This window comes from Rhodospirillales bacterium (genome assembly GCA_016699855.1).
In the GTDB taxonomy this organism is placed as follows: Bacteria; Pseudomonadota; Alphaproteobacteria; order Reyranellales; family Reyranellaceae.
In genome coordinates, this window is the sequence record CP064988.1 from 758,987 (window position 1) to 783,918 (window position 24,932).

The window sequence follows — 24,932 nt, forward strand, 5'->3', positions numbered from 1 at the left end:
GAGGCGGCGATGCTGAAGGTCAGCGGCCTGCGCGCCGCCTACGGCGACAGCCAGGCACTCTTCGGCATGGATTTCGAGGTCGCCGCCGGGGAGGTGGTGACCCTGATGGGCCGCAACGGCATGGGCAAGACCACCACCGTCCACGCGATCATGGGCATCGTGGCGGCCAGCGCCGGCGAGATCGTCCTGGCATCGACCGACATCCGCGGCCTGCCGCCGCACCGCGTCGCCCGCCTCGGGCTCGGCCTGGTGCCGGAGGGGCGGCGCATCTTCCCGAATCTCACCGTCGAGGAGAACCTCGTGGCCGCCGCCGCCAACCGCGACGGGCGGGCCGATCCATGGACGCTGCCCGGCGTCTACGCGATGTTCCCGCGGCTCGCCGAGCGGCGCGCCAACATGGGGAACCAGCTCTCCGGCGGCGAGCAGCAGATGCTGGCGATCGCGCGCGCGCTGATGACCAACCCGCGCCTGCTGATCCTGGACGAGGCGACCGAGGGCCTGGCGCCGCTGATCCGCGAGGAGATCTGGGCCTGCCTCGGGCGGCTGAAGCGCGACGGCCAGGCGATCCTCGTGATCGACAAGAACGTCGGCGCCCTGATCGCGTTGGCCGACCGCCACTACATGGTCGAGAAGGGCCGCGTGGTGTGGAGCGGCACGTCGGCCGAGCTGGCGGCCGACCCCGGCCTGCAGCACCGCTATCTCGGCGTGTGACGCACCCGCGCTTGCCTTCCACAGGCGGCGCCGGCCAAGGTGCCGGCGTCCCGCACCGGAGTCCGCCATGAAGTCCCGCGCCTTCGCCGCAGCCATTCTCGCGACCTTCGCCGCGTCCCCGGCGCTGGCGCAGGGCAAGGCCGTCAACGTCTACAACTGGACCGACTACATCGCCGAGGACGCCGCGAAGGACTTCCAGACCGCGACCGGCGTCAAGGTCAACTACACGACCTACGACACCAACGAGATCCTCGACGCCAAGCTGCGCACCGGCAAGTCCGGCTACGACGTCGTGACGCCGACCATGTCGCCGCATTTCGCGCGCCAGCTCGCCGCCGGGCTGTTCCAGAGGATCGACCGGTCGAAACTCAAGAACTACGCCAACCTCGATCCCGACATCATGGCGGCGCTCGCGAAGTACGATCCCGGCAACGCGCACGGCGTGCCGTGGATGTGGGGCACGACCGGCGTCGGCCACAACGTCGAGGCGGTCAAGAAGCGCATGCCCGACGCGCCGGTCGGCAGCCTGCGCATGGTGTTCGATCCGGCGGTCGTGGCGAAGTTCAAGGATTGCGGCGTCATGATGCTCGACAGCCCGACCGACGTGTTCCCGGCGGCGCTGCTCTACCTCGGCCTCGATCCCGACAGCAAGAAGGCGGAGGACCTCGGGAAGGCCGCCGACGTCGTGCGCAAGGTGCGTCCGTTCATCCGCAAGTTCACCAGCGCGGAGATGATCAACGCGCTGGCCAAGGGCGACATCTGCGTCGCCTTCACCTTCTCTGGCGACGTGCTGCAGGCGCGCGACCGCGGCGCCAAGGCCAAACCGAAGGCCGTCGCCGTCGAATACGCGATCCCCAAGGAGGGTACGCAGCTCTGGATCGACGTCATGGCGATCCCCAAGGACGCCCGGAACGTCGAGGAGGCGCACCGCTGGATCGACCACCTGCTGGACGCCAAGGTCGCGGCGGCGTCGAGCGACGCGGTCGGCTACGCCAACGGCAACCGCGCCGCCGTGCCGCTGATGAAGAAGGACGTGTCGGGCGATCCGCTGGTCTATCCGCCGGCGGAGGTGCGCAAGACCTTCTTCACCATCACGCCGGGCGATCAGGAGCACGTCCGCGCCCGCACGCGGCTGTGGACCTCCGTCAAGACCGGCAAGTGACCCCGCCTTGACCGGCGACGACGCCATCCTTCGGCTGCGCGGCGTCGTCAAGCGGTTCGGCGACGCGACGGCGGTCGACGGCGTCGACCTCGACATCCACCGCGGCGAGCTGTTCGCGCTGCTCGGCGCCTCGGGCTGCGGCAAGACCACCTTGCTGCGGCTGCTCGCCGGGTTCGAGACGCCGGATTCCGGCCGGATCGAGATCGACGGCGCCGACATGGCCGCGCTGCCGCCCTATCTGCGCCCCGTGAACATGATGTTCCAGTCCTACGCGCTCTTCCCGCACATGAGCGTGGAGCGCAACGTGGCGTACGGGCTCGCGCAGGAGCGCCGCCCCAAGGGCGAGATCGCGACGCGCGTGGCGGAAGCGCTCGATCTCGTGGAGATGGGCGCCTTCGCCGCGCGGCGGCCCGACCAGCTCTCGGGCGGCCAGCGGCAGCGCGTCGCGCTGGCCCGCGCGATCATCAAGCGCCCGCTGGTGTTGCTGCTCGACGAACCGCTGGCGGCGCTGGACCGCAAGCTGCGCGAGCGCACGCGGCTGGAACTCGTCGAGCTGCAGCGGCGCCTGGGCATCACCTTCGTGATGGTCACCCACGACCAGGACGAGGCGATGGCGATGGCGACGCGGATCGCCGTGATGGATCGCGGCCGCCTCGTCCAATGCGGTGCGCCCGCGGCGGTGTACGAGCGTCCGGCCGACCGATTCGTGGCCGATTTCATCGGGTCGGCGAACATCCTCGAGGCCCGGCTGGTGTCGCGCGACGGCTCCGGCGCGACGTTCCGATGCGATCGGTGGGGCGGCGACGTCCGCGTGGCGCACCCCGGCGCAGCGGCGGCCGACGCGCCGGCGTGGCTGGTGCTGCGGCCGGAGCGGATCGCCGTCGACCGCGCCGGCGCCGGCGGCGCGAATTCCGCCCGGGGAACGGTGCGCGACATCGCCTATCTCGGCGACCAGTCGATCCTCCATGTCGCGCTGGACTCGGGCACCGTGGTCCAGGCGTCCTACGCCAACGTCGGACCCGCCGCGGCGGTCGGCCTCGCGCGTGGCGACGCGGTGTCGCTCTCCTGGATGCCGGACACCGCCGTGGTGGTGACGTCGTGAACCGCGCCACGCGATCGCCGGCGTGGCGCGATTGCGCCCTCGCGGCGCTGGTCCCCTACGTCCCCTATCTCTGGCTGCTGCTGTTCTTCGCCGCGCCCTTCGTCCTGGTCGCGGTCATCAGCGCCGGCGACGCCGCGCCCGACGCGACGCCGCCGATCGCGTTCACCGGCAGCGGTGGATCCTACGCCCGGCTGGTCGGCGATCCGCTCTACATCGCCGCCTATATCGGATCGCTTCGCATCGCCGCGCTGTCCACGCTGCTGGCGCTGCTGATCGGCTATCCGATGGCCTACGCCATCGCGCGCGCGCCGGAATCGTGGCGCGCGGGCCTGCTGGCCGCCGTCATCCTGCCGTTCTGGACGCCGTTCCTGATCCGCGTCTACGCGTGGACCGGCCTGCTGTCGGAAAACGGGTTGGTCAACCAGCTCCTGCGCGGCACCGGCGTCGCCGAGAATCCCGGCACGATCCTCGGCACGGAATGGGCGGTGTGCCTCGGCATCGCCTACGCCTACCTGCCGTTCATGGTGCTGCCGCTCTACGCGACGCTGGTGAAGCTGGACGGCGCTCTGCTGGAGGCCGCCGCCGATCTCGGCGCGCCGCCGTGGCGCGCGTTCCTCACGGTGACGCTGCCGCTGTCGCTGCCGGGCGTCGCCGGCGGGTGCCTGCTGGTCTTCATCCCCGCCGTCGGCGAGGTGATCGTCCCCGACCTGCTGGGCGGCGCCGACACGCTGATGATCGGCAAGGTGCTGTGGGACGAGTTCTTCGCCAACGGCGACTGGCCGGCGGCGTCGGCGGTCGCTGTCGCGATGCTGGTCATGCTCGTCCTGCCGGTCATGGCGCTGCAGCGCGCCCGCGGACGCGCGCTGGAACGGCGTTAGCCCTTGCCCCACCGCCTCCACCGGCGTCTGCTCGCCGCCCTCGTCGTCGGCTACGCCTTCCTCTATGTGCCGATCGCGTCGGTGGTGGTCTATTCGTTCAACGAGTCGAAGCTCGCCACGGTGTGGGCGGGCTTCTCGCTGCGCTGGTGGGGCGAGTTCTTCCGCAACGAGGCGATGATGGAGGCCGCGACCCTGTCGCTCGCCATCGCCGCGGCGAGCGCGTCCGGCGCCACGATCCTCGGCACGATGGCCGGCTTCGCGCTGGCGCGGCGCGCGCGGTTTCCCGCCCGCACGGTGTTCGCCGGTCTCGTCGCCGGGCCGATGCTGCTGCCGGAGGTGGTGACGGGCATCGCCACGCTGCTGCTGTTCGTCGCGCTGGAGCGCCTCGTCGGCTGGCCCGAGCGGGGCGCCGCGACCATCGCCATCGCCCACGTGACGCTGTCCATGGCCTTCGTCGCCGTCGTCGTGCAGGCGCGGCTGGCGGATTTCGACCGCTCGCTGGAGGAGGCCGCGCTCGACCTCGGCGCCCGGCCGGCCGTCGTGTTCCGCACCATAACCCTGCCGCTGATCGCGCCCTCGGTCGCGGCCGGCTGGCTGCTGGCCTTCACGCTGTCGCTCGACGACCTGATCGTCGCGCAGTTCGTCGCCGGCCCGCAGTCCCAGACCCTGCCGATGCTGGTCTATTCCAGCGTGCGTCTCGGCGTCAGCCCTCAGGTCAACGTCCTGGCCACGATCATCCTCGTCGCGGCGGCCTCGATTCTCCTGGTCGCGCGTGCTTTCCTCAAGGCGGGGGAGCCGGCTGGTGACCGTATCGCGCGGCGGGATTGCTCCGACGCCGGAACTATAGCACATTAGCAATAACTAATAATAAATCGCGCCAACGAACCGAGGGAGACGACGATGACGGGCAAGGTCGAGCGTGGAATGCATGAACTCTACGGCGACGATCCGGAGCGCGCCGACGCGCTGGTGTTCGGCCGCCGCACCGGGCGGTCGCGCCGCGGCTTCCTGAAGGGCGCCGGGCTGGCGACCATGGGCGCCGCCGTCGGCGCCTCGCTGCCGTTCGCCGGCGGCATGCCGGGCGGCCTCGTGCCCGCGGCGCTGGCGCAGGCGCCGGCGGAGAAGGGCCCGAAGATCCTGAAAATGGACGGCAAGGCCAATCTGGTCGTCCTCGGCGACAAACCGTTGGTCGCCGAGACGCCGGCCGAGCTGCTGGACGACGACGTCACGCCGACCGAGAAGTTCTTCATCCGCAACAATGGATTGACGCCCGAGGCGTCGTCGATGCCGTCGGATCCGAAGGCTTGGAAGGTCAAGATCGACGGCGAGGTGAACACTCCGCTGGAGATCGCGCTCGGCGACCTGATGACGAAGTACCAGGCGGTCACGCTCAAGCTGATGCTGGAATGCGGCGGCAACGGCCGCTCGTTCTTCTCGCCCGAGGCGCGCGGCAACCAGTGGACCAACGGCGGCGCGGGCTGCGCCGAGTGGACCGGCGTGCGTCTGTCCGACCTGCTGAAGGCCGCCGGCCTGAAGCCGGGCGCGGTGTACACCGGCCACTACGGCGCCGACGTCCACCTGTCGGGCGACGCGTCGAAGCCCTCGATCTCGCGCGGCGTGCGCATCGCCAAGGCGATGGACGAGCACACGCTGGTGGCGTTCAAGATGAACGGCAAGGACATCCCCGCGATCCACGGCGGCCCGGTCCGCCTGATCGTGCCGGGTTGGGCCGGATCGGCGTCGCACAAATGGCTGACCCGGATCTGGATCCGCGACAAGGAGCACGACGGCCCGGGCATGGGCGGCTTCTCGTACCGCACGGCGAAGACGCCGATCGTGCCCGGCAGCAAGGGCGACCCGAAGGACACGGCGATCCTCGAATCGATGCCCGTGCGCTCGATCGTCACCTTCCCGGCGCACGGCGCGCGGCTCGCCAAGGGCACGCGCAAGATCGATCTGCGCGGCCATGCCTGGGCCGGCGACAACGCCGTGCAGTCGGTCGACGTGTCGATCGACTACGGCGTCACGTGGAAGAAGGCCGAGGTGAAGGCGCCCGCCAACAAATTCGCGTGGCAGCGCTTCACCGCCTCGGTCGACCTGCCCGGCGCCGGCTACTACGAGGTGTGGTGCAAGGCGACCGACACCAAGGGCGTCACGCAGCCGTTCCTCGCCGGCAACTGGAACCCGCAGGGCTATGGCGGCAACCCGGTGAACCGGATCGCCGTGCTCGTCGAGGCGTGAACCCTCGACGGCGCGGAACCGTGGTGTCGCTATCGCGATGAACATCTCGATGACCGGCGCGGTGACGTTGGCGATCGGCTCGCTGGCGTTGCTGATGATGCTGGACCGCGCCGGCGGATTCCGGCCGGCGCGCGAAGCGCCGGCCGCCACGGCGTCGTCCACCGCCGCGCCGCCGGCCGCGCGCGGCGGCCCGCTCGCCAAGGGCGCGATCCCCAAGGCGCTGCCGCCCGACGCCAAGCACCAGGACACGATCGACAGCCTGCCGGCCGGCAAGGGCCAGGAGGAGACATTCTATCTCTGCGCCGCCTGCCACGGCACCGCGCTGATCAAGGCGCAGGGCATGACGCGCGACATGTGGGACTCGACCTTCCAGCTGATGGTCGAGCGACACGCCATGGCGAACCCCGATCCGGACGACCGCGCCCTGATCCTCGACTATCTCGCCACGAACTTTCCGCCGCGCCGCCGCGGGCGCGACAATCCGTTCCTGAAATAGCGGCCGGCGTTCACCGCCACGGGCGGCGTTCGAGCGCGACCAGCAGCAGCCCGACGCACAGACCCCAGAAGGCCGATCCAACGCCGAACAATGTCAGGCCCGACGCCGTCGTCGCCAGCGTCGCCACGGCGGCGAAGCGGTCCTTCTCGACCGACAGCGCCGTGGCGGCGGCGCCGGCCATCGGGCCCAGCAGCGCCAACCCCGCCACGGTCGCCAGCAGCGCCGCCGGCAACGCCGCGAACAGCGCGACCGTGGCGCCGGCGAAGACCGCGATCAGCGCCCAGCAGGCAGCGTAGACCGGCCCGGTCAGCCAGCGCCGCGCCGGATCGGGATGCGCGTCCCTGCCGGCGCAGATCGCCGCCGTGATCGCCGCGAGGTTGGTGGTGTGGGCGCCGAGGAACGCGGTCGCGACCGACGCCAGGCCGGTGACGGCGAGGATCGAGCGCGTCGGCGGCTCGTAGCCGGAGGCGCGCAGCACGGCGTAGCCCGGCAGGTTCTGCGACGCCATCGTGACCAGGTACAGCGGCACGCCGACGCCGATCAGGGTCGCGGGGTCCCATGCCGGCGCGATCAACGCCGGCAGCGTCGGCGCCAGCGACCCGGCCGGCGCCGACACGAGGCCGAGCGCCACCGCCAGCGCGGCGCCGCCGACCAGCACCACCAGCGCGGCGAGCGCCGGCGCGACCAGGCGGATCACGAGGAACGCCGCGATCATCGGCAGCACGAGGCCGGGCGCGATCCGCACCTGGTCGACCATCGCGATCACCAGCCGCAGCAGGATGCCCGCCAGCATCGCCGCCGCGATCGTCGCGGGGATGCGGTCGACCAACCGCGACAGCGGCCGCAGGGTGGCCGTCAGCGCGATCAGTCCGGCGGCGAGCAGGAACGCCCCGACGGCGGCCGGCATGCCGGGAATCGTTGCCGACGCGGCGATCAGCGCCGCGCCCGGCGTCGACCACGCGGCGATGATCGGAATGCGGTGGCGCAGGCTGAGGATCGCTGTGCTGGCGGCGGTCGCGAGCGCCAGCCCGGCCAGCCACGAGACGGTCTGCGCCGGCGAGGCGCCCGACGCCTGCGCGGCGGCGAGGATCAGCGGCAGCGTGCCGCCGAGGCCGACCAGGACCGCGACGACCGCGGCGCTCAGGACGGAGACGCGCATCAGGCGTTCGCGCGGCCGACCATAGCCTGCAGCAGGATCTGGCAGCCCGCGGCGATATCCTCCTTACGGGCGTCCTCGACCTCGTTGTGGCTGATGCCGTCCTTGCACGGCACGAAGATCATGCCGGTCGGCGCGACCTTGGCGACGTAGCAGGCGTCGTGGCCGGCGCCGCTGACGATGTCCATGTGCGGCAGGCCGGCCCTCTCGGCGGCGGCGCGGACCGCGGCCACGCAGGCGGCGTCGAACGGGGTCGGCGGGAAGTACCAGATCTGCTCGATCGCCACCTCGAGACGGTGCGCCGCGGCGATCCGCGCGGCGGCTTCGCGCATCTCGGCGTCCATCCGCGCCAGCTCGGCGTCGTCGGGATGGCGGAAATCCAGCGTCATGAACACGCGGCCGGGGATGGTGTTGCGCGACTGCGGCTTGCTCTCGATCACGCCCACCGTGGCCCGCCCGTTGGGGCGCTCGCCGATGCGCCGCGCCTCGGCGATCAGCAGCGCCGCGCCCAGCAGCGCGTCGCGGCGGCCCTCCATAGGCGTCGTGCCGGCGTGGCTCTCCATGCCGGTCCACGAGATCTCGTACCAGCGCTGTCCCTGCGCCGCGGTCACCACGCCGATGGTCTTGGCGTCGCGCTCGAGGATCGGTCCCTGCTCGATATGCGCCTCGAAGAACGCCCCGACCTCGCGGCCACCGACCTCCTCGGGTCCGTCGTAGCCGATCTTGCGCAGCGCCTCGCCGAACGTCACCCCGTCGGGGTCGGTCCGCGACAGCGCGTAGTCCAGCGTGAAGACGCCGCCGAACACGCCCGACGCCGTCATCGCCGGCGCGAAGCGGCAACCCTCCTCGTTGGTCCACACCGCGACCTCGATCGGCGCCTCGGTCTCGTAGCCGTGGTCGTTCAGCGCGCGGATCACCTCGAGCCCCGCCATCACGCCGTAGCAGCCGTCGAACTTTCCGCCGGTGGGCTGGGTGTCGAGGTGGCTGCCGGTCATGATCGGCGGCCTGGACGGATCGCGGCCGGGCCGCCGCGCGAAGATGTTGCCGACCTTGTCGACCCGGATTTCGCAACCCGCCTCCCGGCACCAGCGCACGAACAGGTCGCGCCCCTGCCGGTCCAGGTCGGTCAGCGCGATGCGGCAGACGCCGCCCTTCTCGGTGCCGCCGATCTCGGCCAGCTCCATCAGGCTCGCCCAGAGGCGGTCGCCGTTGATCGCGAGATTGCCGATGTCCTGAAGCGCCATGATCGAGCTCCGCCGGGGCCAAGGGGTCCTAGGTAGCGAAGCCGCCGCCCGATGTCATCCGCGCGGGCCGGCGAATGGCTGCCATACCCCGCAGGGCGCGCGCGCGGCTTGCGGTGGGCGGCGCCACCGCGCAGTTTCGCGCCACCGTCCGCTCCAGCCCACGGAACGCGCATGCTGCCGCTCGAAGGAACCCTCGTCCTCGACCTCACGCAGGTGATCGCCGGCCCGACCGCCGGCCAGATCCTCGGCGACATGGGCGCGGACGTCATCAAGATCGAGCCGCTGCAGGGCGACCATTTCCGCCCGCAGATGGGCGGCGCCTGGGTGCCGGCGATGAACCGCAACAAGCGCGGGCTGGCGATCGACCTGAAATCGCCGGGCGGGCGCGACGTGCTGATGCGGCTGGTCCGGAAGGCCGACGTCTTCATGGAGGCGTTCGTGCCGGGCGTGATCGGCAAGCTGGGCTTCGACTACGCCACCGTGTCGGCGGCCAATCCGCGCATCGTCTACCTGTCGATCTCGGGCTACGGCCAGACCGGCCCCTACAGCCCGCGCGCCGGCTACGATCCCTGCATCCAGGCCGAGGTCGGATTGATGGAGGCGACCGGCCACGCCGGCGGCCCGCCGGCCCGCGCCGGCACCGCGCCGGTCGACCAGTCCACCGGCGCCTATGGCGCGCTCGGCGTGGCGATCGCTCTGCTCGGTCGCAACCAGTCCGGCAAGGGCCAGCACGTCGACGTGTCGCTCTACGACGTCGGCGCGCAGCTCATGAGCCACTGGATCACCAACTACGGCCGCACCGGCGAGAACCCCCAGCGCATGGGCACCTCGCACACGATGATCGTGCCGCTGCGCACCTTCGACACGAGGACCCAGCCGGTCTACGTCGCCTGCACCAACGACGCGTTCTGGGCCAAGCTGTGCGACGCGCTGGGGCTGGCGGATCTGAAAGCCGATCCGCGGTTCAAGACCAACGACGACCGCGTCGCCAACCGCGCCGCGCTGGAGCCGGCGCTCGAGGCCGTGTTCGCGGCGGCGACGGCGGAGCAGCTGCTCGGCAGGCTGATCCCCGCCAACGTGCCGTGCGCCGCCGTGAAGACGGTCGGCGACATGCTGAGCGACCCGCACGCCGTGGCGCGGCGCAGCTTCCTGAAGTTCGACTACCCCGGCCTCGGCGAGTTGATGACCGCCAACAACCCGATCCGGCTGTCGGACGCGCCGGTCGAGATCCGCCGCATGGGGCCGCGGCTTGGCGAGCACACCCGGGAGATCCTGCGCGAGCTCGGTTTCCGCGACGACGACATCGCCGCGTTGAAGGACGCCCGCGCCATCGGCCTCGACGGCGACGCGCCGCCCGGCCACTAGACCGTCCTTCCGCCTCACTTCCGGCGCCGGACTCGGGCTATAGTCCGGCGGCCGGGGCGCCCGACGCCCCGCCTCCAGGGAGGAGGAGCGGAGATGAGATTTTCCGACGTCGCCGACGGCCGCAGCGCCGCCACCTCTAGCGCCACCGCGCTCGCCTACCAGACCGGCTTCGGCAACGAGTTCGCCACCGAGGCGCTGCCCGGCGCGCTGCCGGTCGGACGCAACTCGCCGCAGAAGGCCCCCTACGGCCTCTACGCCGAGTTGCTGTCCAGCGCCTCGTTCCTCGCGCCGCGCGCCGTGAACCGCCGGACGTGGATGTACCGCATCCGGCCGGCCGCGAGGAACGCGCCGTTCCGGCCCTACGCGCAACCGCTATGGCGCACCGGCCCGGTCGACGAGGTCCCGATGCCGGCCGACCGGCTGCGCTGGAGTCCGTTCGCGGCGCCCACCGGCCCGACCGACTTCATCGACGGCGTGGCGACGCTCTGCGCCAACGGCGACGCCGCGATGCAGGCCGGCATCGGCGTCCACGTCTGGCGCGCCAACACGTCGATGGTCGACCGCTACTTCGCCAACAACGACGCCGAGATGGTGTTCCTGCCGCAGACCGGCCGCGTCCGGCTCGCGACCGAGATGGGCGTCGTCGAGGCGCGGCCGGGCGAGATCGCGGTCGTTCCGCGCGGCGTGCGCTGCCGCGTCGAGCTGCCCGACGGCCCGTCGTACGGATACCTTGGCGAGAACTACGGCACGCATCTGCGGCTGCCCGAGCTGGGGCCGTTCGGCTCCAACGGGCTGGCCAATCCACGCGACTTCGAGACGCCCGTGGCGGCCTATGAGGACCGCGCCGGCGATCTCCGGCTGGTCGTGAAGTTCGGCGGCAATCTGTGGGAGTGCGACACCGACCACTCGCCGCTCGACGTCGTGGCGTGGCACGGCACGCTCGCGCCCTACAAATACGACCTCGCCCGCTTCAACACGATGGGCACGGTCAGCTACGACCATCCCGATCCGTCGATCTACACCGTGCTCACCGCGCCGTCGGACACGCCGGGCTGGGCCAACATCGATCTCGTGATCTTCCCGCCGCGCTGGATGGTGGCCGAGGACACGTTCCGCCCGCCGTGGTTCCACCGCAACGTCATGAGCGAGTTCCTCGGCTTGATCCACGGCCAGTACGACGCCCGCGCCGAGGGCTTCGTCCCCGGCGGCGCCTCGCTGCACAACGCCTTCGCGCCGCACGGCCCCGACGCGCCGACCTTCGAGAAGGCGAGTTCCACGGCGCTGGCCCCGCACAAGATCGACGACACGCTGGCCTTCATGTTCGAGACCCGCTACCCGCTGCGTCCGACCCGCTTCGCGATGGAGGCGGTCGAACGGCAGCGCGACTACCACCGGATCTGGGACGGGCTCGCCGCCACCTTCGACGGAAAGAGGACGTGATGGCGTTGAACGAGACGCACGATCCCGCGCTACGCAGCTGGGTCGAGTCGGCCAACGCGGCCGGCACGGACTTCCCGATCCAGAATCCGCCCTTCGGCGTGTTCCGCCGCCGCGGCGCCGAGGAGGCGTTCAAGCCCGGCGTCGCGATCGGCGACATGATCCTCGATCTCGGCGCGCTGCCGGCGGGGCATTTCGGCGCCGAGGGCCGCAGCGTCGCCGCCGCGCTGGCGACGCGCGACCTCAACGCGCTGATGCGGCTGGGCCCGGCGGCGTGGTCGGCCGTCCGGCTGGCGGCGTCGCGCGCGCTGCGGCAGGGCTCGCCGCTGCAGGCCTCCCTGACGCTCACAGCGCAGGCCGACGCCGAGATGGCGGTGCCCGCGCGCATCGCCGACTACACGGATTTCTACGCCTCGATCCACCACGCGACGGCCGTCGGCCTCCAGTTCCGCCCCGACCAGCCGCTGTTGCCGAACTACAAGTGGCTGCCGATCGCCTACCACGGGCGCGCCTCGTCGATCCGGGTGAGCGGCCAGCGCTTCCATCGGCCGAAGGGCCAGCTCAAGCCGCCGGAGGCCAACGCGCCGGTCTACGCGCCCTGCCGCCGGCTCGACTACGAGCTGGAGATGGGCGCCTTCGTCGGCGTCGGCAATCCGCTGGGCACGACGATCCCGATCGCCGAGGCCGAGCGCCATCTGTTCGGGCTGGTGCTTCTCAACGACTGGTCGGCGCGCGACATCCAGGCGTGGGAATACCAGCCGCTGGGACCGTTCCTCGCCAAGAGCTTCGCCACCACGATCTCGCCATGGATCGTGACCATGGAGGCGCTGGAGCCGTACCGCGCGCCATGGACGCGGCCGGCCGACGATCCGCAGCCGCTGCCGCATCTCGATTCGCCCGAGAACCGGGCGCGCGGCGCGTTCGACATCCGCCTCGAGGTGCTCATCGAGAGCGAGCGCATGCGCGCCGGCGGCGTCGCGCCGACGCGGCTCTCGACCTCGAACTTCCGCGAGTCGTATTGGACGTGGGCGCAGATGCTGGCGCACCACGCGTCGAACGGCTGCGATCTGGCGCCCGGCGACCTGTTCGGCAGCGGCACCCAGTCCGGACCGTTCCCGGCCGAGGCCGGATCGCTGCTGGAGCTGTCGAAAGGCGGCAAGGAGCCGGTGGCGCTGCCTGGCGGCGAGACCCGGACCTTCCTCGAGGACGGCGACACGATCGTCTTCCGCGCGGCGTGCGAAGCCGAGGGACGCGTCCGCATCGGCTTCGGCGAGTGCCGCGGCACGGTGCTGCCGGCGGCGTGAGCCGGGCGTCAGGCGCCCGGCGCCATCAGCTTGAACGCGCCCTGCGCCGTGGCGACGAGGAAGCCGTCCTCGTGCTCGATCCGGCCCTCGACGAAGACGTTGCGCCGGCCGCCGCCGATCCGCCGCCCCGTGCAGATCAGCCGCTCCGGCCGCGCCGCCCCGACGAAGTTGATGTTCAGCGACAACGTGATCGAGAACTGCCGCTGCTTCGGATCGGGATGCGCTCCGGCGCCCATGGCGCAGACCAGATCGAGCAGGCCCGCGATCACGCCGCCATGCACGGCGCCGACGCCGTTCATGTCGTGCGGCCTCGGGTCGAAAGCGAATTTCCCGAAGCCGACGCCGCCGCCGAGCCGGGTGAGGCCGAGGCTCTCGGGATAGGGGTTGCGGCGCGTCACGGCCGGAGTATCAGCGTCCACGTTCGGTCTCGTTCTGGTCGGGCCGCCCGATAGACGCGAAGCGGCGCGCCGCGTCAACCCTCCAGCAGGTACGCCGCGTTGCTCTTGAGGCAGACCTCGCGGATCTGCTCGACCAGCATCTCGGGGATCGGAATGCCGTCGCGCAGGCGCCGCTCCTTCTCGGCGTATTCCGGATCGCCCGGCACCAGCACGGGCTGCGACGCGTCGGCCGGCGTCTGGCCATGCAGAAAGTCGATCATCTCGTCGAGGTCGCGCTCGAACGCGCCCTCCTCGCGGAACAGCTTCGGATCGATCGTCAGGAAGAAATGGCCGATATTGTCGGGCGTGTCGGCGCCCTCGCGCTGGACCCGCAGCGGCTGGAACGTCGTGCCCGACAGCGTCTGCGACAGGATGTTGACGACCATCGCGAGCCCGTAGCCCTTGTGGCCGCCGGTCTCGCGCGTGCCGCCCAGCGGCGCCATCCGCTTGGTGCGGAACGCCCGCTCGGCGTCGCGCTCCGGCGTGCCGTCCTCCTTGTAGGCCCAGCCCTCCGGGATCTGCTTGCCCTTGAGCCAGTAGACCTTGAGCTTGTTGACCGCGACCGGCGTGGTGGCCATGTCGAGGTTGAACGCCTGGTTGCGCGCCGCCGGCGCCGCCACCGAGATCGGATTGGTGCCGAACACCGGCACGGTGCCGTGGGTCGGCACCATCGTGATGCCGCGCGCCGATGTCGTGACGATGCCGATCAATCCGGCGCGCGCGGCCATGTCGCTGTAGCAGCCGGCGGCGCCGAAATGCGCGGAGCGGCGCACGCAGACGACGGCGATCCCGACCGCCTTGGCCTTGGCGATCGCCATGTCCATGCCGATCTTCGACGGCACGTGGCCGATCGAGTTGTCGGCGTCGATCAGCGCCGACACCGGCGTCTCGCGCACCACCCGGATGTCGGGCCGCATGTTGATCTTGTGGCCGCGCATGTCGTTGTAGATCGGCAGCATCGAGAGCCCGTGCGATTCGATGCCGCGCAGATCGGTCTCGACCAGCACGTCGGCGCTGATCGCGGCGTGCTCGGGGCTCATGCCCCAGCGCGTGAGGATCTCGACGCATTGCCGGCGCAGATTCGCGGCGGAGACGTTGACCATCGTGTCGTTCCCTTCCCTGTCCGTCTGTCGCCCCGTCCCCCGGCGGCCCTCAGACCGCCGGGCTCCACGGCGCCAGCTTCATGATCTTGTTCTCCTGCGAATGCAGCATCGGCCGGATCTTGCGGCCGAACTCGGCGAATTTCGGATTGGCGCGCAGGGTCGTCCATTGGTGGTCGCGGGCGGCGTGGTCGGCGAACTTCCAGAGATGGACGATCTGGTGCAGCGGGCCGATGTCGGTCGTGAAATAGCCGACGAGGTTCTGCTTCCACGCCGCCAGCTCAGGCCAGCCCTCGGCCTGGTACAGCGCGACGACGTCGACCGCCGCCTCCGGCTTCACGTTGTAGGTGCGCAGCTCGTAGATCATGATGCCTCCCCCGGCCGCGCCTCGGCGCGCGACGTGGCGGCGACGGTAGCGCGCGAGGAAACACGACGCCATGGCGGCGGAAACCGATCTCTACGAACCGGTCAAAATTCTGCTCGAGGGCCAGGGATACGACGTCAAGGCCGAGATCCGCGGATGCGATATCGTGGGCACGCGCGCCGACGAGCCTCCGGTCGTGGTCGAGTTGAAGCGCGCATTCGGGCTCGGCGTGGTGCTGCAGGGGATCGACCGGCTGGCGCTGACCGACCACGTCTACCTGGCGGTCGGCGCCTGGCCGAAGCGGCCGCGCGACGCCAAGAAACTGTGCCGCCGCCTCGGTCTCGGCCTGATGGTGGTGACGCCGCCGCGCGTAGAGGTGCTGCTCGATCCCGTCCCCTACCAGCCGCGCAAGAGCAAGCGCCGCGCCGAACGGCTTCTCGGTGAACACGCGCGCCGCGTCGGCGATCCCAACCGCGGCGGCTCGACGCGCACGCCGATCATGACCGCCTACCGCCAGGAGGCGCTGCGCTGCGCCGGATTGCTGGCCGCGCGCGGACCGACCCGGGCACGCGATGTGCGCGACGCGGCCGGCGTGCCGAAAGCGGCGGCGATCCTGCGGCGCGACGTCTACGGCTGGTTCGAGCGCACGGGGCACGGCATCTACGCTCTGACCCCGGCGGGCGCGGCAGCGTTGGAGCGGTTCGGCTGGTCCGCGACCGACGGCGCGGCGCCCGCGGCAGCCAGCTGACCCCGCTGGCGACGCAGGGCCGGCGATGCTAAGGCGTCGACCGCCATGACCGACCTGATCCCCACCGCGCGCGGCTACGTGAACACGTGGCAGTGCGACGAGAACGACCACCTCAACGTCCAGTTCTTCACCGCGCTGGCGGACGACGCCTCGGCCTTCCTCGGTCACGCGCTCGGCCTCGGTCCGGCCGCGCTGCGCGCCGCCGGTCTGACGATCCGGCCGGTCGAGGACCACATCCGCTATCACCGCGATCTGCGGGCCGAGGACACCGTGCAGGTGGTGTCCGGCGCCGTGGAGATCGCGGACGGCGCGCTGTCGACCTACCACGAGCTGCGCAATCTCTATAGCGGCGGTATCGCCGCCACCGTGCGCCGGCGCAGCCGGCTCGAGGATGCCGACGGCCGCGCCATCGAATGGCCAGCCGCGCTCGCCGCCGCCGTCGCCGCGCGGCGCGTGGTCGTGCCCGAGATCGCGCGGGCGCGGTCCACCGGCCGGATCGCCGACGCGCCGAAGCTGACGCTGGACATGGCGGAGGCCGCGGGATTGATCGAGATCTGCGCCGACGTCGTGAAGCCGGAAGAGTGCGACGCCGCCGAACGGATGCGGCCGCGCTTCCACTTCGCGCGCTACTCCGACGGGGCCCCGAGCCTGTGGCACGCTCTCGGCTTCGACCGCGTGGCGATGCGCGAACGCCGCATGGGCTCGATCGTGCTGGAGCTGCGCCAGCTCTACGTCGCGCCGCCAAGGTCCGGCACGCCGCTGTCGCTGCGCACCGGGATCGTCGGAATCGGCGACAAGACGCTCGACGTGCTGCACTGCCTGTTCGACGCCGAGAGCGGCGCGCTGGTCGGCTGGGCCGAGGGCGCGGCGGCGCTGTTCGACCAGGCGGCGCGGAAACTGGCGCCTCTACCGGCGTCGGAACGGACCCGATTGACGGCGCGCCTGGCGCGTCTTCCGTAACGCGCGAGGACGCCGCGGCCGGCGGACACCGCGCGCTTTGGCGGATTTCAAGGTGGAAAACGCCGGAATGACGGGCATTCTTCGCATTTTCCGGCGGAAAACCCCAATAAAACGCATGGCGTGGGCGATCCGTTGGCGTATTATCGCGGTCCCCCTCTCCTCCCGGTGGTCGGGAGGCCGCAGAGGCCAACCAAGTAACGAGGCATCAAAATGGCCGAGAAAGCCGCCGTCAAAGTCGAGACCGTTCCCCTCTCCAAGTTGATCGCCGAGCTCGCCGCCGGCCACGACATGCCGAAGAAGGCCGTCGCCAGCCTGTTCGACGATTTCGTCGGCGCCGTCGTCAAGAACCTGAAGAAGGGCAACAAGGTCCGCATCACCGGCCTGGGCATCATGCAGGTGCGCAAGCGCGCCGCGCGCATGGGCCGCAACCCGGCCACGGGCGAGGCCATCAAGATCAAGGCGTCCAAGAAGGTCGCCTTCCGCGTCGCCAAGGACCTCAAGGAAGCGATCTAGCGATCGCCGCCGGTCCTCACCGACCCGAACGGCCCGACCCCATGGTCGGGCCGTTTGCGTTCCACCGGACCAGGACTCCGCCGCCGCCATGGCCGCCCCGACGAGCCGATCGTTCGACGTCGTGATCATCGGCGCCGGCGCCGCCGGGCTGATGTGCGCGGTCTCGGCCGGACGCCGCGGCCGGCGGGTGCTGCTGCTCGACCACGCCGACGAGCCCGGCAAGAAGATCCTGATCTCCGGCGGCGGACGCTGCAATTTCACCAATCTGCACAGCGCGCCCGACCGCTTCATCTCGGCCAACCCGCATTTCTGCAAATCGGCGCTGGCGCGCCACACGCAGCGCGACTTCATCGCGCTCGTGGAGAAGCACCGCATCGCCTACCACGAGAAGACGCTGGGCCAGCTGTTCTGCGACGGCAGCGCGCGCGCCATCGTCGCGATGCTGCTGGCGGAATGCGACGCCGCCGGCGTCGACGTGCGGATGGCGCACGCCATCGCCGACATCGAGCGCGGCGAACGGTTCCGCGTCGTCACGGACCATGGCGATTTCGACGCCGCGACGGTCGTGCTGGCCAGCGGCGGCCTGTCGATCCCCAAGATGGGCGCCACCGGGTTCGCGCACCGCGTCGCGCGCCGCTTCGGGCTGCGCGTGACCGAGACCCGCCCCGCGCTGGTGCCGCTGACGTTCGGCGAGGACGACGTCGCGTGGATGCGGCCGCTGAGCGGCGTCGCGCTCGACGCCGTTGCCACGACCGGGCGCCGCAGTTTCCGCGAGGCGATGCTGTTCACCCATCGCGGCCTGTCGGGCCCGGCGATCCTCCAGATCTCGTCGTACTGGCGAGACGGCGCCGCGGTGACGCTCGACCTGCTGCCGGGGACCGACGCGCGGGCGTTCCTGCGCGACCGCAAGCGCGTTCGCCCCAAGGCGGAGTCGAAGACGGTCCTCGGCGAGGTGCTGCCGCAGCGTCTCGCGCAGGCGTTGGCCGACCGGCACCTGCCCGCCGGACCGATCGCCGGAATCCCCGACCGCGCGCTCGACGCGCTCGCCGCGACGCTCAACGCCATGACGGTCACGCCGACCGGAACCGAGGGCTACGCCAAGGCCGAGGTGACGCTGGGTGGCGTCGACACCACCGATCTGTCGTCGAAGACCATGGAGGCCAGAGCCGTGCCCGGCCTGTTCGCGATCGGCGAGGCCGTCGACGTCACAGGCTGGCTCGGCGGCTACAATTTCCAGTGGGCGTGGTCGAGCGGCTGGGTCGCGGGCGAGGCGGCGTAGCGGCGTCGCGTCCCGTCATCCTGCCGGGTCGGCGAGGCGGTAGCCGACGCCGGGCTCCGTCAGGATCAGCGTCGGCTCGCCGGGATCGAGCTCGATCTTCTGCCGCAACTGGCCGATGAACACCCGCAGGTACTGCGTGTCGGCGGTGTGCGCCGGCCCCCACACACGCGACAGGATCTGCCGGTGCGTCATCACGCGGCCGGCGCCGCCGGCGAGCGCCGCCAGCAGCTCGAACTCCTTCGGCGTGAGCCTCACCGGCGCGCCGCGCACCGTCACGCGATGCGCCGGAAGGTCGACCACGAGGTCGCCGATGGCGATCACGGCCGACGGATCGGCCGCGCCGCCGCGCGACCGCAGCGCCGCGCGGATGCGGGCGAGCAGCTCGCCGATCGCGAACGGCTTGGCGACGTAGTCGTTGGCCCCGAGGTCGAGGGCGGCGATCTTCTCGCCTTCGCGGTCGCGGGCCGACAGCACGATGATCGGCACCCCGGACCACCGCCGCGCCTCGGCGATCACGTCCTTGCCGTCCATATCCGGCAGTCCGAGATCGAGCACGACGACGTCGATCGACGAGACGGCGAGCGCGCGCAACGCCTCGGCGCCGCTCCCCGCCGCGACCACGTCGTAGCCCGCGGCCGTCAATCCCGGCCGCAGGAACCGCTGGATCTGCGGCTCGTCGTCGACGACGAGGACGCGCGCCGCCGCGGTCACGCGGGCCGCTCCGGCGCCGGCAGGGTGACGACGAAGCGGGTGCCGCGCCCGGCCTCCACGGGGCTGACCGCGACGACCCTCCCGCCCATCGCCTCGACCACGCCGCGGCAGATCGCCAGACCGAGACCGGCGCCCGGCGCCGCGCCGTCCGGCGGCCGCGTCGAGTGGAATTTGTCGAACACGCGCGCGAGGCGCTCGGCGGGGATGCCCGGCCCGTTATCGGTCACAGAGATCACGACGCCGTCCGCGGCGGACGAGACGCCGATCTCGACGGGTCCGTCGCGCGACGCGAACTTGACCGCGTTCTCGACCAGGTTCTCCAGCGCCTGCGCGAGCAGCGCGGCGTCGGCCTCGACCATCGGCGCGTCCGGGGCCACCGCGAGCCGCAGCGTGGCGCCGGGATGGGCGGCGCGCGCGCGCGCGACGACCGAGGCGGCGAGGTCGCCGACGTCGACCCAGTCGCGGCCGACCACCAGCCCGGCGTCGAGCCGCGTCATGTCGAGCAGGTTGGTCACGAACCGCCCGAGCCGGCCGGTCTCCTCCTCGATCGCCGCGAGCAGGTCGGCGCGCGCCTCCGCCGGCATGCGGTCGCCGAGCTGGCGCAGGCTGGTGACCGATCCGAGGATGGTCGACAGCGGCGTCCGCAGATCGTGCGAGATCGACGACAGCAGCGCCGAACGCAGACGCTCGCGCTCGACATCCGCGCGCGCGTCGGCGGTCTGGCGGGCGAGATCGAGGCGGTCCAGCGCGACCGCGCCCTGCCGCAGCAGCGCGACCAGCGTCCGCTCGCCATCGGCCGGAACGGCGCGGCCGCCGCCCCTCGGCGCGACCGCCACGACGACGGCCGCGCCCGCCGCCGTGACCATGGGCCGGAACTCGAACCGGCTGCCCGGCCATCCCGCCGCCGCCACCGCAGCCGCGCGGCCTTGGCGCAGCGCGCGGTCCGCCATCTCGACATCCGCCGGTCCGACCGTCTCGCCCGCCGGCGCGACGGCGCACGCCACCACGCCGCCGTCGCGGCGCGCGAACACCGCCGCGGCGCCCCGCACCGCGGCAGCCGCGCCGTCGGCGATCGCGGCGGCGACCTGGTCGGACGTGGACGCCGTCGCGACGCGTCCGGAGAAGTCCGACAGCGTCTGCAGCATCGCCGCGCGCCGCCGCGCGGCGTCGCCCTCGTCGCGCAGCCGGCCCGCCAGGCCGCCGGCGAGGACCGCGACGACGAGGAAGACGACGAGGGCGAAGGCGTCCCGCGGATCCGAGACCGCGAGGGTGAAGCGCGGCTCGATGAAGCAGAAGTTGAACGCCAGGAACGCGAGGACGGCGGCGGCGACGCCCGACCACGTGCCGAAGCGGGCGGCGCACGCCAGCACGCCGACAATGAACACGAGCGCCGCGTTGTGCGGCGGCAGCCACGTCGTCAGCAGCTCGCCGATGGCGGTGGAGACGGCGACCGCCGCCAAGGCGGCCAGCGCTCCGGCCGGCCGGACCCGGGTGGGAAAGGAGGGCGCCGCGTCATCCATCGCCGCAGATTAGCACGGCCGCCGGCACCGCCGCCCGCGCGGGCCTTGCCCGTCCTTATGGATTCCTTATGCCGGCGCCTTCGGATCCGCATCGCTTCCTTATGCGGCGGGGCGCAGTTTCGCCGCGTCCGCCGGCGCTTCCGGCGGACGCGATCCGGAGCCGGTGCATGACGATCCACGCGAAAGTAGACGCCCGCGCCGCGGGAACGGACCGCGCCCGCGCCGGCTTCTGGGGCCTGACGCTCGGGTCGATCGGCGTGGTCTACGGCGACATCGGCACCAGCCCGATCTATGCGCTGCGCGAGGCGCTGGCGGCGGCCGGCGCCGGACCCGGGACGGCCGCCTCGCGCGCCGACGTCGTCGGGATCCTGTCCTTGATGCTGTGGTCGCTGACGATCGTCGTCACGTTGAAGTACGTCGTCGTACTGCTCCGCGCGGACAATGCCGGCGAAGGCGGCACGCTCTCGCTGCTGGCGCTGGCCCAGCGCGGGCTGGGCCGGGCGACCACGCCCGTCTTCCTGCTCGGCGCCGCCGGCGCCGCGCTGTTCTACGGCGACGCCTTGATCACACCGGCGATCTCCGTGCTCTCCGCCGTCGAGGGCCTGAAGCTGGTGACGTCGGCGTTCGAGCCCTACGTGCTGCCGATCACCATCGCCATCATCGTCGGCCTGTTCCTCGTCCAGCGGCACGGCACGTCGGCGGTCGCCGGCTGGTTCGGGCCGATCACGCTGGTGTGGTTCGCCACCCTCGCGGTCGGCGGGCTGTCGCACATCGCCGACGATCCCGGCATCCTCGCGGCCGTCGATCCCCGGCACGCGGTCGGCTTCATGCTGCGCCACGGCATGATCGGGCTGGTCGTGCTCGGCGCGGTGTTCCTGACCGTCACCGGCGCCGAGGCGCTCTACGCCGATCTCGGCCATTTCGGCCGCAAGCCGATCCGGTGGGCGTGGTTCGGCGTCGTGCTGCCGGCGCTGGTCCTCAACTACATGGGACAGGCCGCCCTCGTGCTCGCCGATCCGAAGGCGATCGAGAACCCGTTCTTCCTGCTCTACCCGTCGTGGGCGTCGCTGCCGATCGTCGTGATCGCCACCCTCGCCACCGTCATCGCCAGCCAGGCGGTGATCACCGGCGCCTATTCGCTGACGCGCCAGGCGATCCAGCTCCGCTTCCTGCCGCGCCTCGAGGTCCACCACACCTCGGCGGCGCAGGCCGGCCAGATATACATGCCGCAGGTGAACACGCTGCTCGCTATCGGCGTCGTCGCGCTGGTGGTGCTGTTCGGCTCGTCGAGCCGGCTGGCGACGGCGTACGGCGTCGCCGTGACCGGCACCATGGTCGTGACCGCGAGCCTGATGTTCGTCGTCGCGTGGAAACTCTGGCGCTGGCCGGCATGGGCGGCGGCCGCGTTGATGGCGCCGTTCGTCGCCATCGACCTCGTATTCCTCGGAGCCAACCTCATGAAGGTCGTCGAAGGCGGCTACATCCCGCTCCTTCTCGCGGTGGCGATGATGGTCGTCATGCACACCTGGGTGAAGGGGACCGCGATCCTGTCGGCCAAGGCGCGACAGATCGACGTGCCGCTGCCCGATCTCGTGCGCGACCTCGAGCGCCGGCCGCCGCCGGTCGTCCCCGGCACCGCCGTGTTCCTGACGAGCGATCCGGAGACGGCCCCCGCCGCGCTCATGCACAGCCTCAAGCACTACAAGGTGCTGCACGAGCGGAACATCGTGCTGACCGTGGCGACCGCCGACGTGCCGCGCATCGCGGAGTCCGAGCGGGCCCGCGTCGAGAAGGCCGGCGACCGCTTCATCCGGGTGACGCTGACGTTCGGCTACATGGAGGCGCCCGACGTGCCCGCCGGTCTGACGCGATGCGGCGGGCCGGACTGGACGTTCGACATCATGTCGACCTCGTTCTTCGTGTCGCGGCGCTCGATCAGGCCGGGCGCCAAGAGCGAGATGCCGCTCTGGCAGGACCGCCTGTTCATCCTGCTGGCGCGCAACGCCAGCGACGCCACCGACTATTTCGGCATCCCGACCGGCCGCGTCGTCGAGATCGGCACGCAGATCGTCATCTGACGCACCGCCCGCGGCCTGGTGGCGCGGAGACCGCGACCTGGGGATAACACGCCGGTTATCCCCACAGTCGCTTGGTCGCGCCCCGAAATTGCCCATAAGGTCGATCAGTTCGAGGAGGGCAGCGCTCCCACCGCCCCGCGCAAGCGCCCAGATGGAATATTCGCGTGAAGCATTTCGCCTCGATCATTTCCCTCGCCGGCGCGCTGGCGCTCGGCGCCTGCGGCGAAAGCAAGGTCGCGGTGTACGACGCCTCCCCGAGCCCGGGCCTTATCACGAAACTCGGGTTGAACCCGTTCGCGACGGCGAAGCCCGACCCCGAGGCCGAGCGTCGCGCGCTGTCGCTGTCGAACGCGGTGAAGGCGTTCGAGGACTCGGCGCTGCGCGTCAACGCCACGCCGGTGACGGAAGTCGCGCGGTGGACGGGGACGATCTTCCTGGGCGTGGCCGACGACTCCACGCTGCGCGTCCACGCCGCCGAGATCGAGGCCGCCGTCCGCGCGATCGCCGCGATCGCCAGGGTGCCGGTGCAGCGCGTGTCGCCCGGCGACGGTCGACGCAATTTCATGGTCCATCCGCACGCGTCCGGCCATCTCGACGCGACGTCTTGCCGGTCGCGGCTCGACTGGGATGAAGGCGGCCGGCTCCTCTCGGTCGAGCTTCTCGTGAGCCTCGACAGGCCGGCGCTGATCTCGCGCTGCATCAACCACGAGGCGATGCACGGTTTCGGCTTCCGAGGCCATCCGACGTCCGTCGTCAGCGTCCTCAGCTACACCCACGCGAACCAGTCGCAGCCCACCGAGGCCGACCGCGTCCTCATCGAGACGCTCTACGACAAGCGCCTGAAGCCGGGCATGTCTCCGGCCGCCGCCGCGCCGATCGCCTGCCGCGTCATCGCGGAGAAGCTCGACTCCTCGCCCGCCGAGACGGAGAGCGTGTGCGGCGCGCGCGAGATGGTGACCGTCTCGAGCGAGGGGCCGTTCGGCCACGGTCGCGCCCTGCGCTGACCGGCCGTCCCTGGCCACGGCCGGAGACTCAATCCGCCGAGAGCAGCGTCCGGACGCGCGGCATGACGCCGCCCGCGACGGCCGCGACGCAATCCACGGCCTCGCGCAACGGCATGCCGGGCTGCCGCGGGTGGAAGATCAGGTGCTCCAGCCGCATACGCCGCTGCCACACGGCGATCTGGCCGGCGATCTCGTCCGGCGCGCCGAGGAACCAGCGCTCGCGCATGAACGCCTCCGACAGATAGTACGGATCGTCGCCCGCCAGCGGACGGCGCTGGCCCGTCGCGGAATCGCGGACGGTGAGGCCGGTCCGCTCCGGCGCGTACTGCACGCGGTAGACATGGTCGAGGTAGCGGCTGTGGCTGGAGACCGCATCGGCGGCGGAGCCGCCCACGAGGATCTCCCGCATCAGCGCGCGCGGCAGCGCGCCGGCGCCCTGCGCGGCGGCCTCGTCGTCGAACGAAGCGAACTGCCGCGCGGTGTGCTCGAGCTCTGTCAGCGGCGCCACGACCAGCCCGGCGCGGTGGCGCACGGCCCGCGCGCGCGACGCCGGCGCCGCGGCCCCGATCCAAAGCGGCGGCGCGCCGGGCCTGACGGGTGGCGGCCTCAGAACGCCCGCCGTCACCGAATGCACCCGGCCGGCGTAATCGAACCGCTCGCCGCTCCAGGCCAGCCGCAGGATGTCCAACGCGTCCTCGAACGCCGCCGTGCGGCGCGCGTAGGGCAGGCCGAACATCGCGAACTCGGACGGCCGGTAGCCCTGCCCGAGACCGATCTCGACGCGTCCGCCCGACAGGTTGTCGAGCACCGCGAGATCCTCGGCGAGACGCAGCGGATGGCCCTGCAACGGCGCCAGCGCGACCGCCTGGCCGACGCGGCAGCGTGGCGCGGCGACGGCGAGCGCGGCGCCGGCCAGCACCGGCGACGGGCAGTAGCCGTCCTCCTCGCCGTGGTGCTCGCTGGTCCAGATCGACTCGACGCCGAGGCGGTCGGCCTCCGCCGCCAGTTCCAGCGCCTCGCCGTAGACCGTCGACGATCGCTCGCCGAGCGCGCCGTGCGCCTGGAAGCTGATGGAGATCCCGAGCCGGGGCGGCCGGATTCCCGTCACCGCGCGACCACGCG

Annotated in this window: 24 protein-coding genes; 16 read left to right on the top strand and 8 right to left on the bottom strand. The window is 71.7% G+C overall.

The genetic code is table 11. The annotated features are described in order from the left end of the window. The first annotated feature begins 9 nt into the window (after positions 1-9). The 7 genes from IPK81_03645 (at position 10) to IPK81_03675 (ending at position 6,590) form a co-directional block, all read left to right on the top strand. Positions 10-711 carry an ABC transporter ATP-binding protein gene (locus IPK81_03645; protein QQS13353.1) on the top strand — a complete coding sequence of 234 codons (702 nt, stop codon included), beginning with the start codon at positions 10-12 and terminating at the stop codon, positions 709-711. A gap of 67 nt (positions 712-778) precedes the next feature. Continuing rightward, positions 779-1,873: a polyamine ABC transporter substrate-binding protein gene (locus IPK81_03650; GenBank protein QQS13354.1), complete on the top strand. Its 1,095-nt coding sequence runs from the start codon at positions 779-781 to the stop codon at positions 1,871-1,873. Further along, entirely contained in the window at positions 1,815-2,975 is a 1,161-nt protein-coding gene (locus IPK81_03655) for an ABC transporter ATP-binding protein (protein QQS14945.1), read from the top strand. The genes IPK81_03650 and IPK81_03655 overlap by 59 nt, the downstream gene beginning before the upstream one ends. Further along, complete coding sequence (locus IPK81_03660; protein QQS14946.1) at positions 2,939-3,853, top strand: ABC transporter permease subunit; 915 nt, start codon at positions 2,939-2,941, stop codon at positions 3,851-3,853. Before IPK81_03655 ends, IPK81_03660 begins: the two co-directional genes overlap by 37 nt. Positions 3,854-3,856: 3 nt before the next feature. After that, positions 3,857-4,708 carry an ABC transporter permease subunit gene (locus IPK81_03665; protein QQS13355.1) on the top strand — a complete coding sequence of 284 codons (852 nt, stop codon included), beginning with the start codon at positions 3,857-3,859 and terminating at the stop codon, positions 4,706-4,708. A gap of 45 nt (positions 4,709-4,753) precedes the next feature. Continuing rightward, positions 4,754-6,094 (top strand): sulfite oxidase, encoded by a 1,341-nt coding sequence (locus IPK81_03670; protein ID QQS13356.1) that lies wholly within the window; start codon positions 4,754-4,756, stop codon positions 6,092-6,094. Between the two features lie 37 nt (positions 6,095-6,131). Then, positions 6,132-6,590, top strand: a complete 459-nt coding sequence (locus IPK81_03675) for a hypothetical protein (GenBank protein QQS13357.1) — start codon at positions 6,132-6,134, stop codon at positions 6,588-6,590. Between the two features lie 10 nt (positions 6,591-6,600). On the opposite strand, the gene benE is transcribed toward IPK81_03675, so the two are convergent. After that, positions 6,601-7,749 carry a benzoate/H(+) symporter BenE family transporter gene (gene benE, locus IPK81_03680; protein QQS13358.1) on the bottom strand — a complete coding sequence of 383 codons (1,149 nt, stop codon included), beginning with the start codon at positions 7,747-7,749 and terminating at the stop codon, positions 6,601-6,603. Next, on the bottom strand, positions 7,749-8,990 hold the full coding sequence (locus IPK81_03685; protein QQS13359.1) for a Zn-dependent hydrolase: 1,242 nt from the start codon (positions 8,988-8,990) through the stop codon (positions 7,749-7,751). Before IPK81_03685 ends, benE begins: the two co-directional genes overlap by 1 nt. Before the next feature lie 171 nt (positions 8,991-9,161). On the opposite strand from IPK81_03685, the gene IPK81_03690 reads away from it, so the two are divergent. The 3 genes from IPK81_03690 (at position 9,162) to fahA (ending at position 13,096) form a co-directional block, all read left to right on the top strand. Further along, on the top strand, positions 9,162-10,355 hold the full coding sequence (locus IPK81_03690) for a CoA transferase (protein QQS13360.1): 1,194 nt from the start codon (positions 9,162-9,164) through the stop codon (positions 10,353-10,355). Between the two features lie 93 nt (positions 10,356-10,448). Then, positions 10,449-11,795: a homogentisate 1,2-dioxygenase gene (locus IPK81_03695; GenBank protein QQS13361.1), complete on the top strand. Its 1,347-nt coding sequence runs from the start codon at positions 10,449-10,451 to the stop codon at positions 11,793-11,795. Beyond that, positions 11,795-13,096, top strand: a complete 1,302-nt coding sequence (gene fahA, locus IPK81_03700) for a fumarylacetoacetase (GenBank protein QQS13362.1) — start codon at positions 11,795-11,797, stop codon at positions 13,094-13,096. Before IPK81_03695 ends, fahA begins: the two co-directional genes overlap by 1 nt. A gap of 8 nt (positions 13,097-13,104) precedes the next feature. Here fahA and IPK81_03705 read toward each other — a convergent pair whose 3' ends face one another. The 3 genes from IPK81_03705 to IPK81_03715 are packed head-to-tail and all read right to left on the bottom strand — an operon-like array spanning position 13,105 to position 15,000. Beyond that, positions 13,105-13,515 carry a PaaI family thioesterase gene (locus IPK81_03705; protein ID QQS13363.1) on the bottom strand — a complete coding sequence of 137 codons (411 nt, stop codon included), beginning with the start codon at positions 13,513-13,515 and terminating at the stop codon, positions 13,105-13,107. Positions 13,516-13,568: 53 nt separating this feature from the next. Continuing rightward, positions 13,569-14,636 (bottom strand): Ldh family oxidoreductase, encoded by a 1,068-nt coding sequence (locus tag IPK81_03710; GenBank protein QQS13364.1) that lies wholly within the window; start codon positions 14,634-14,636, stop codon positions 13,569-13,571. A gap of 49 nt (positions 14,637-14,685) precedes the next feature. Then, complete coding sequence (locus tag IPK81_03715; GenBank protein QQS13365.1) at positions 14,686-15,000, bottom strand: NIPSNAP family protein; 315 nt, start codon at positions 14,998-15,000, stop codon at positions 14,686-14,688. 70 nt (positions 15,001-15,070) lie between these two features. Here IPK81_03715 and IPK81_03720 point away from each other — a divergent pair, with 70 nt between their 5' ends. The 4 genes from IPK81_03720 to IPK81_03735 all read left to right on the top strand — a co-directional run bounded on the left by IPK81_03720 (position 15,071) and on the right by IPK81_03735 (position 18,497). Continuing rightward, positions 15,071-15,745, top strand: coding sequence for a hypothetical protein (locus IPK81_03720; GenBank protein QQS13366.1), 675 nt, complete (start codon positions 15,071-15,073; stop codon positions 15,743-15,745). 45 nt (positions 15,746-15,790) lie between these two features. Then, the gene (locus IPK81_03725; GenBank protein ID QQS13367.1) at positions 15,791-16,705 is read left to right on the top strand and encodes a thioesterase family protein; all 915 of its coding nucleotides are present in this window, start codon (positions 15,791-15,793) and stop codon (positions 16,703-16,705) included. 210 nt (positions 16,706-16,915) lie between these two features. Then, positions 16,916-17,218, top strand: coding sequence for an HU family DNA-binding protein (locus IPK81_03730; protein QQS13368.1), 303 nt, complete (start codon positions 16,916-16,918; stop codon positions 17,216-17,218). Positions 17,219-17,306: 88 nt separating this feature from the next. Further along, the gene (locus IPK81_03735) at positions 17,307-18,497 is read left to right on the top strand and encodes an NAD(P)/FAD-dependent oxidoreductase (protein QQS13369.1); all 1,191 of its coding nucleotides are present in this window, start codon (positions 17,307-17,309) and stop codon (positions 18,495-18,497) included. Positions 18,498-18,512: 15 nt separating this feature from the next. Here IPK81_03735 and IPK81_03740 read toward each other — a convergent pair whose 3' ends face one another. Continuing rightward, positions 18,513-19,208, bottom strand: coding sequence for a response regulator transcription factor (locus IPK81_03740; protein QQS13370.1), 696 nt, complete (start codon positions 19,206-19,208; stop codon positions 18,513-18,515). Continuing rightward, a complete protein-coding gene (locus tag IPK81_03745) occupies positions 19,205-20,668 on the bottom strand; it encodes a DUF4118 domain-containing protein (GenBank protein ID QQS13371.1) in 1,464 nt (487 codons plus the stop codon). The genes IPK81_03740 and IPK81_03745 overlap by 4 nt, the downstream gene beginning before the upstream one ends. A 227-nt stretch (positions 20,669-20,895) precedes the next feature. Between IPK81_03745 and IPK81_03750 the strand changes: the two genes are divergently transcribed. Next, the gene (locus IPK81_03750; protein QQS13372.1) at positions 20,896-22,806 is read left to right on the top strand and encodes a potassium transporter Kup; all 1,911 of its coding nucleotides are present in this window, start codon (positions 20,896-20,898) and stop codon (positions 22,804-22,806) included. Positions 22,807-22,970: 164 nt separating this feature from the next. Beyond that, positions 22,971-23,810 (top strand): DUF2927 domain-containing protein, encoded by an 840-nt coding sequence (locus IPK81_03755; protein QQS13373.1) that lies wholly within the window; start codon positions 22,971-22,973, stop codon positions 23,808-23,810. Positions 23,811-23,838: 28 nt separating this feature from the next. Here IPK81_03755 and IPK81_03760 read toward each other — a convergent pair whose 3' ends face one another. Next, positions 23,839-24,918, bottom strand: coding sequence for an LLM class flavin-dependent oxidoreductase (locus IPK81_03760; protein ID QQS13374.1), 1,080 nt, complete (start codon positions 24,916-24,918; stop codon positions 23,839-23,841). Between the last annotated feature and the right edge of the window lie 14 nt (positions 24,919-24,932).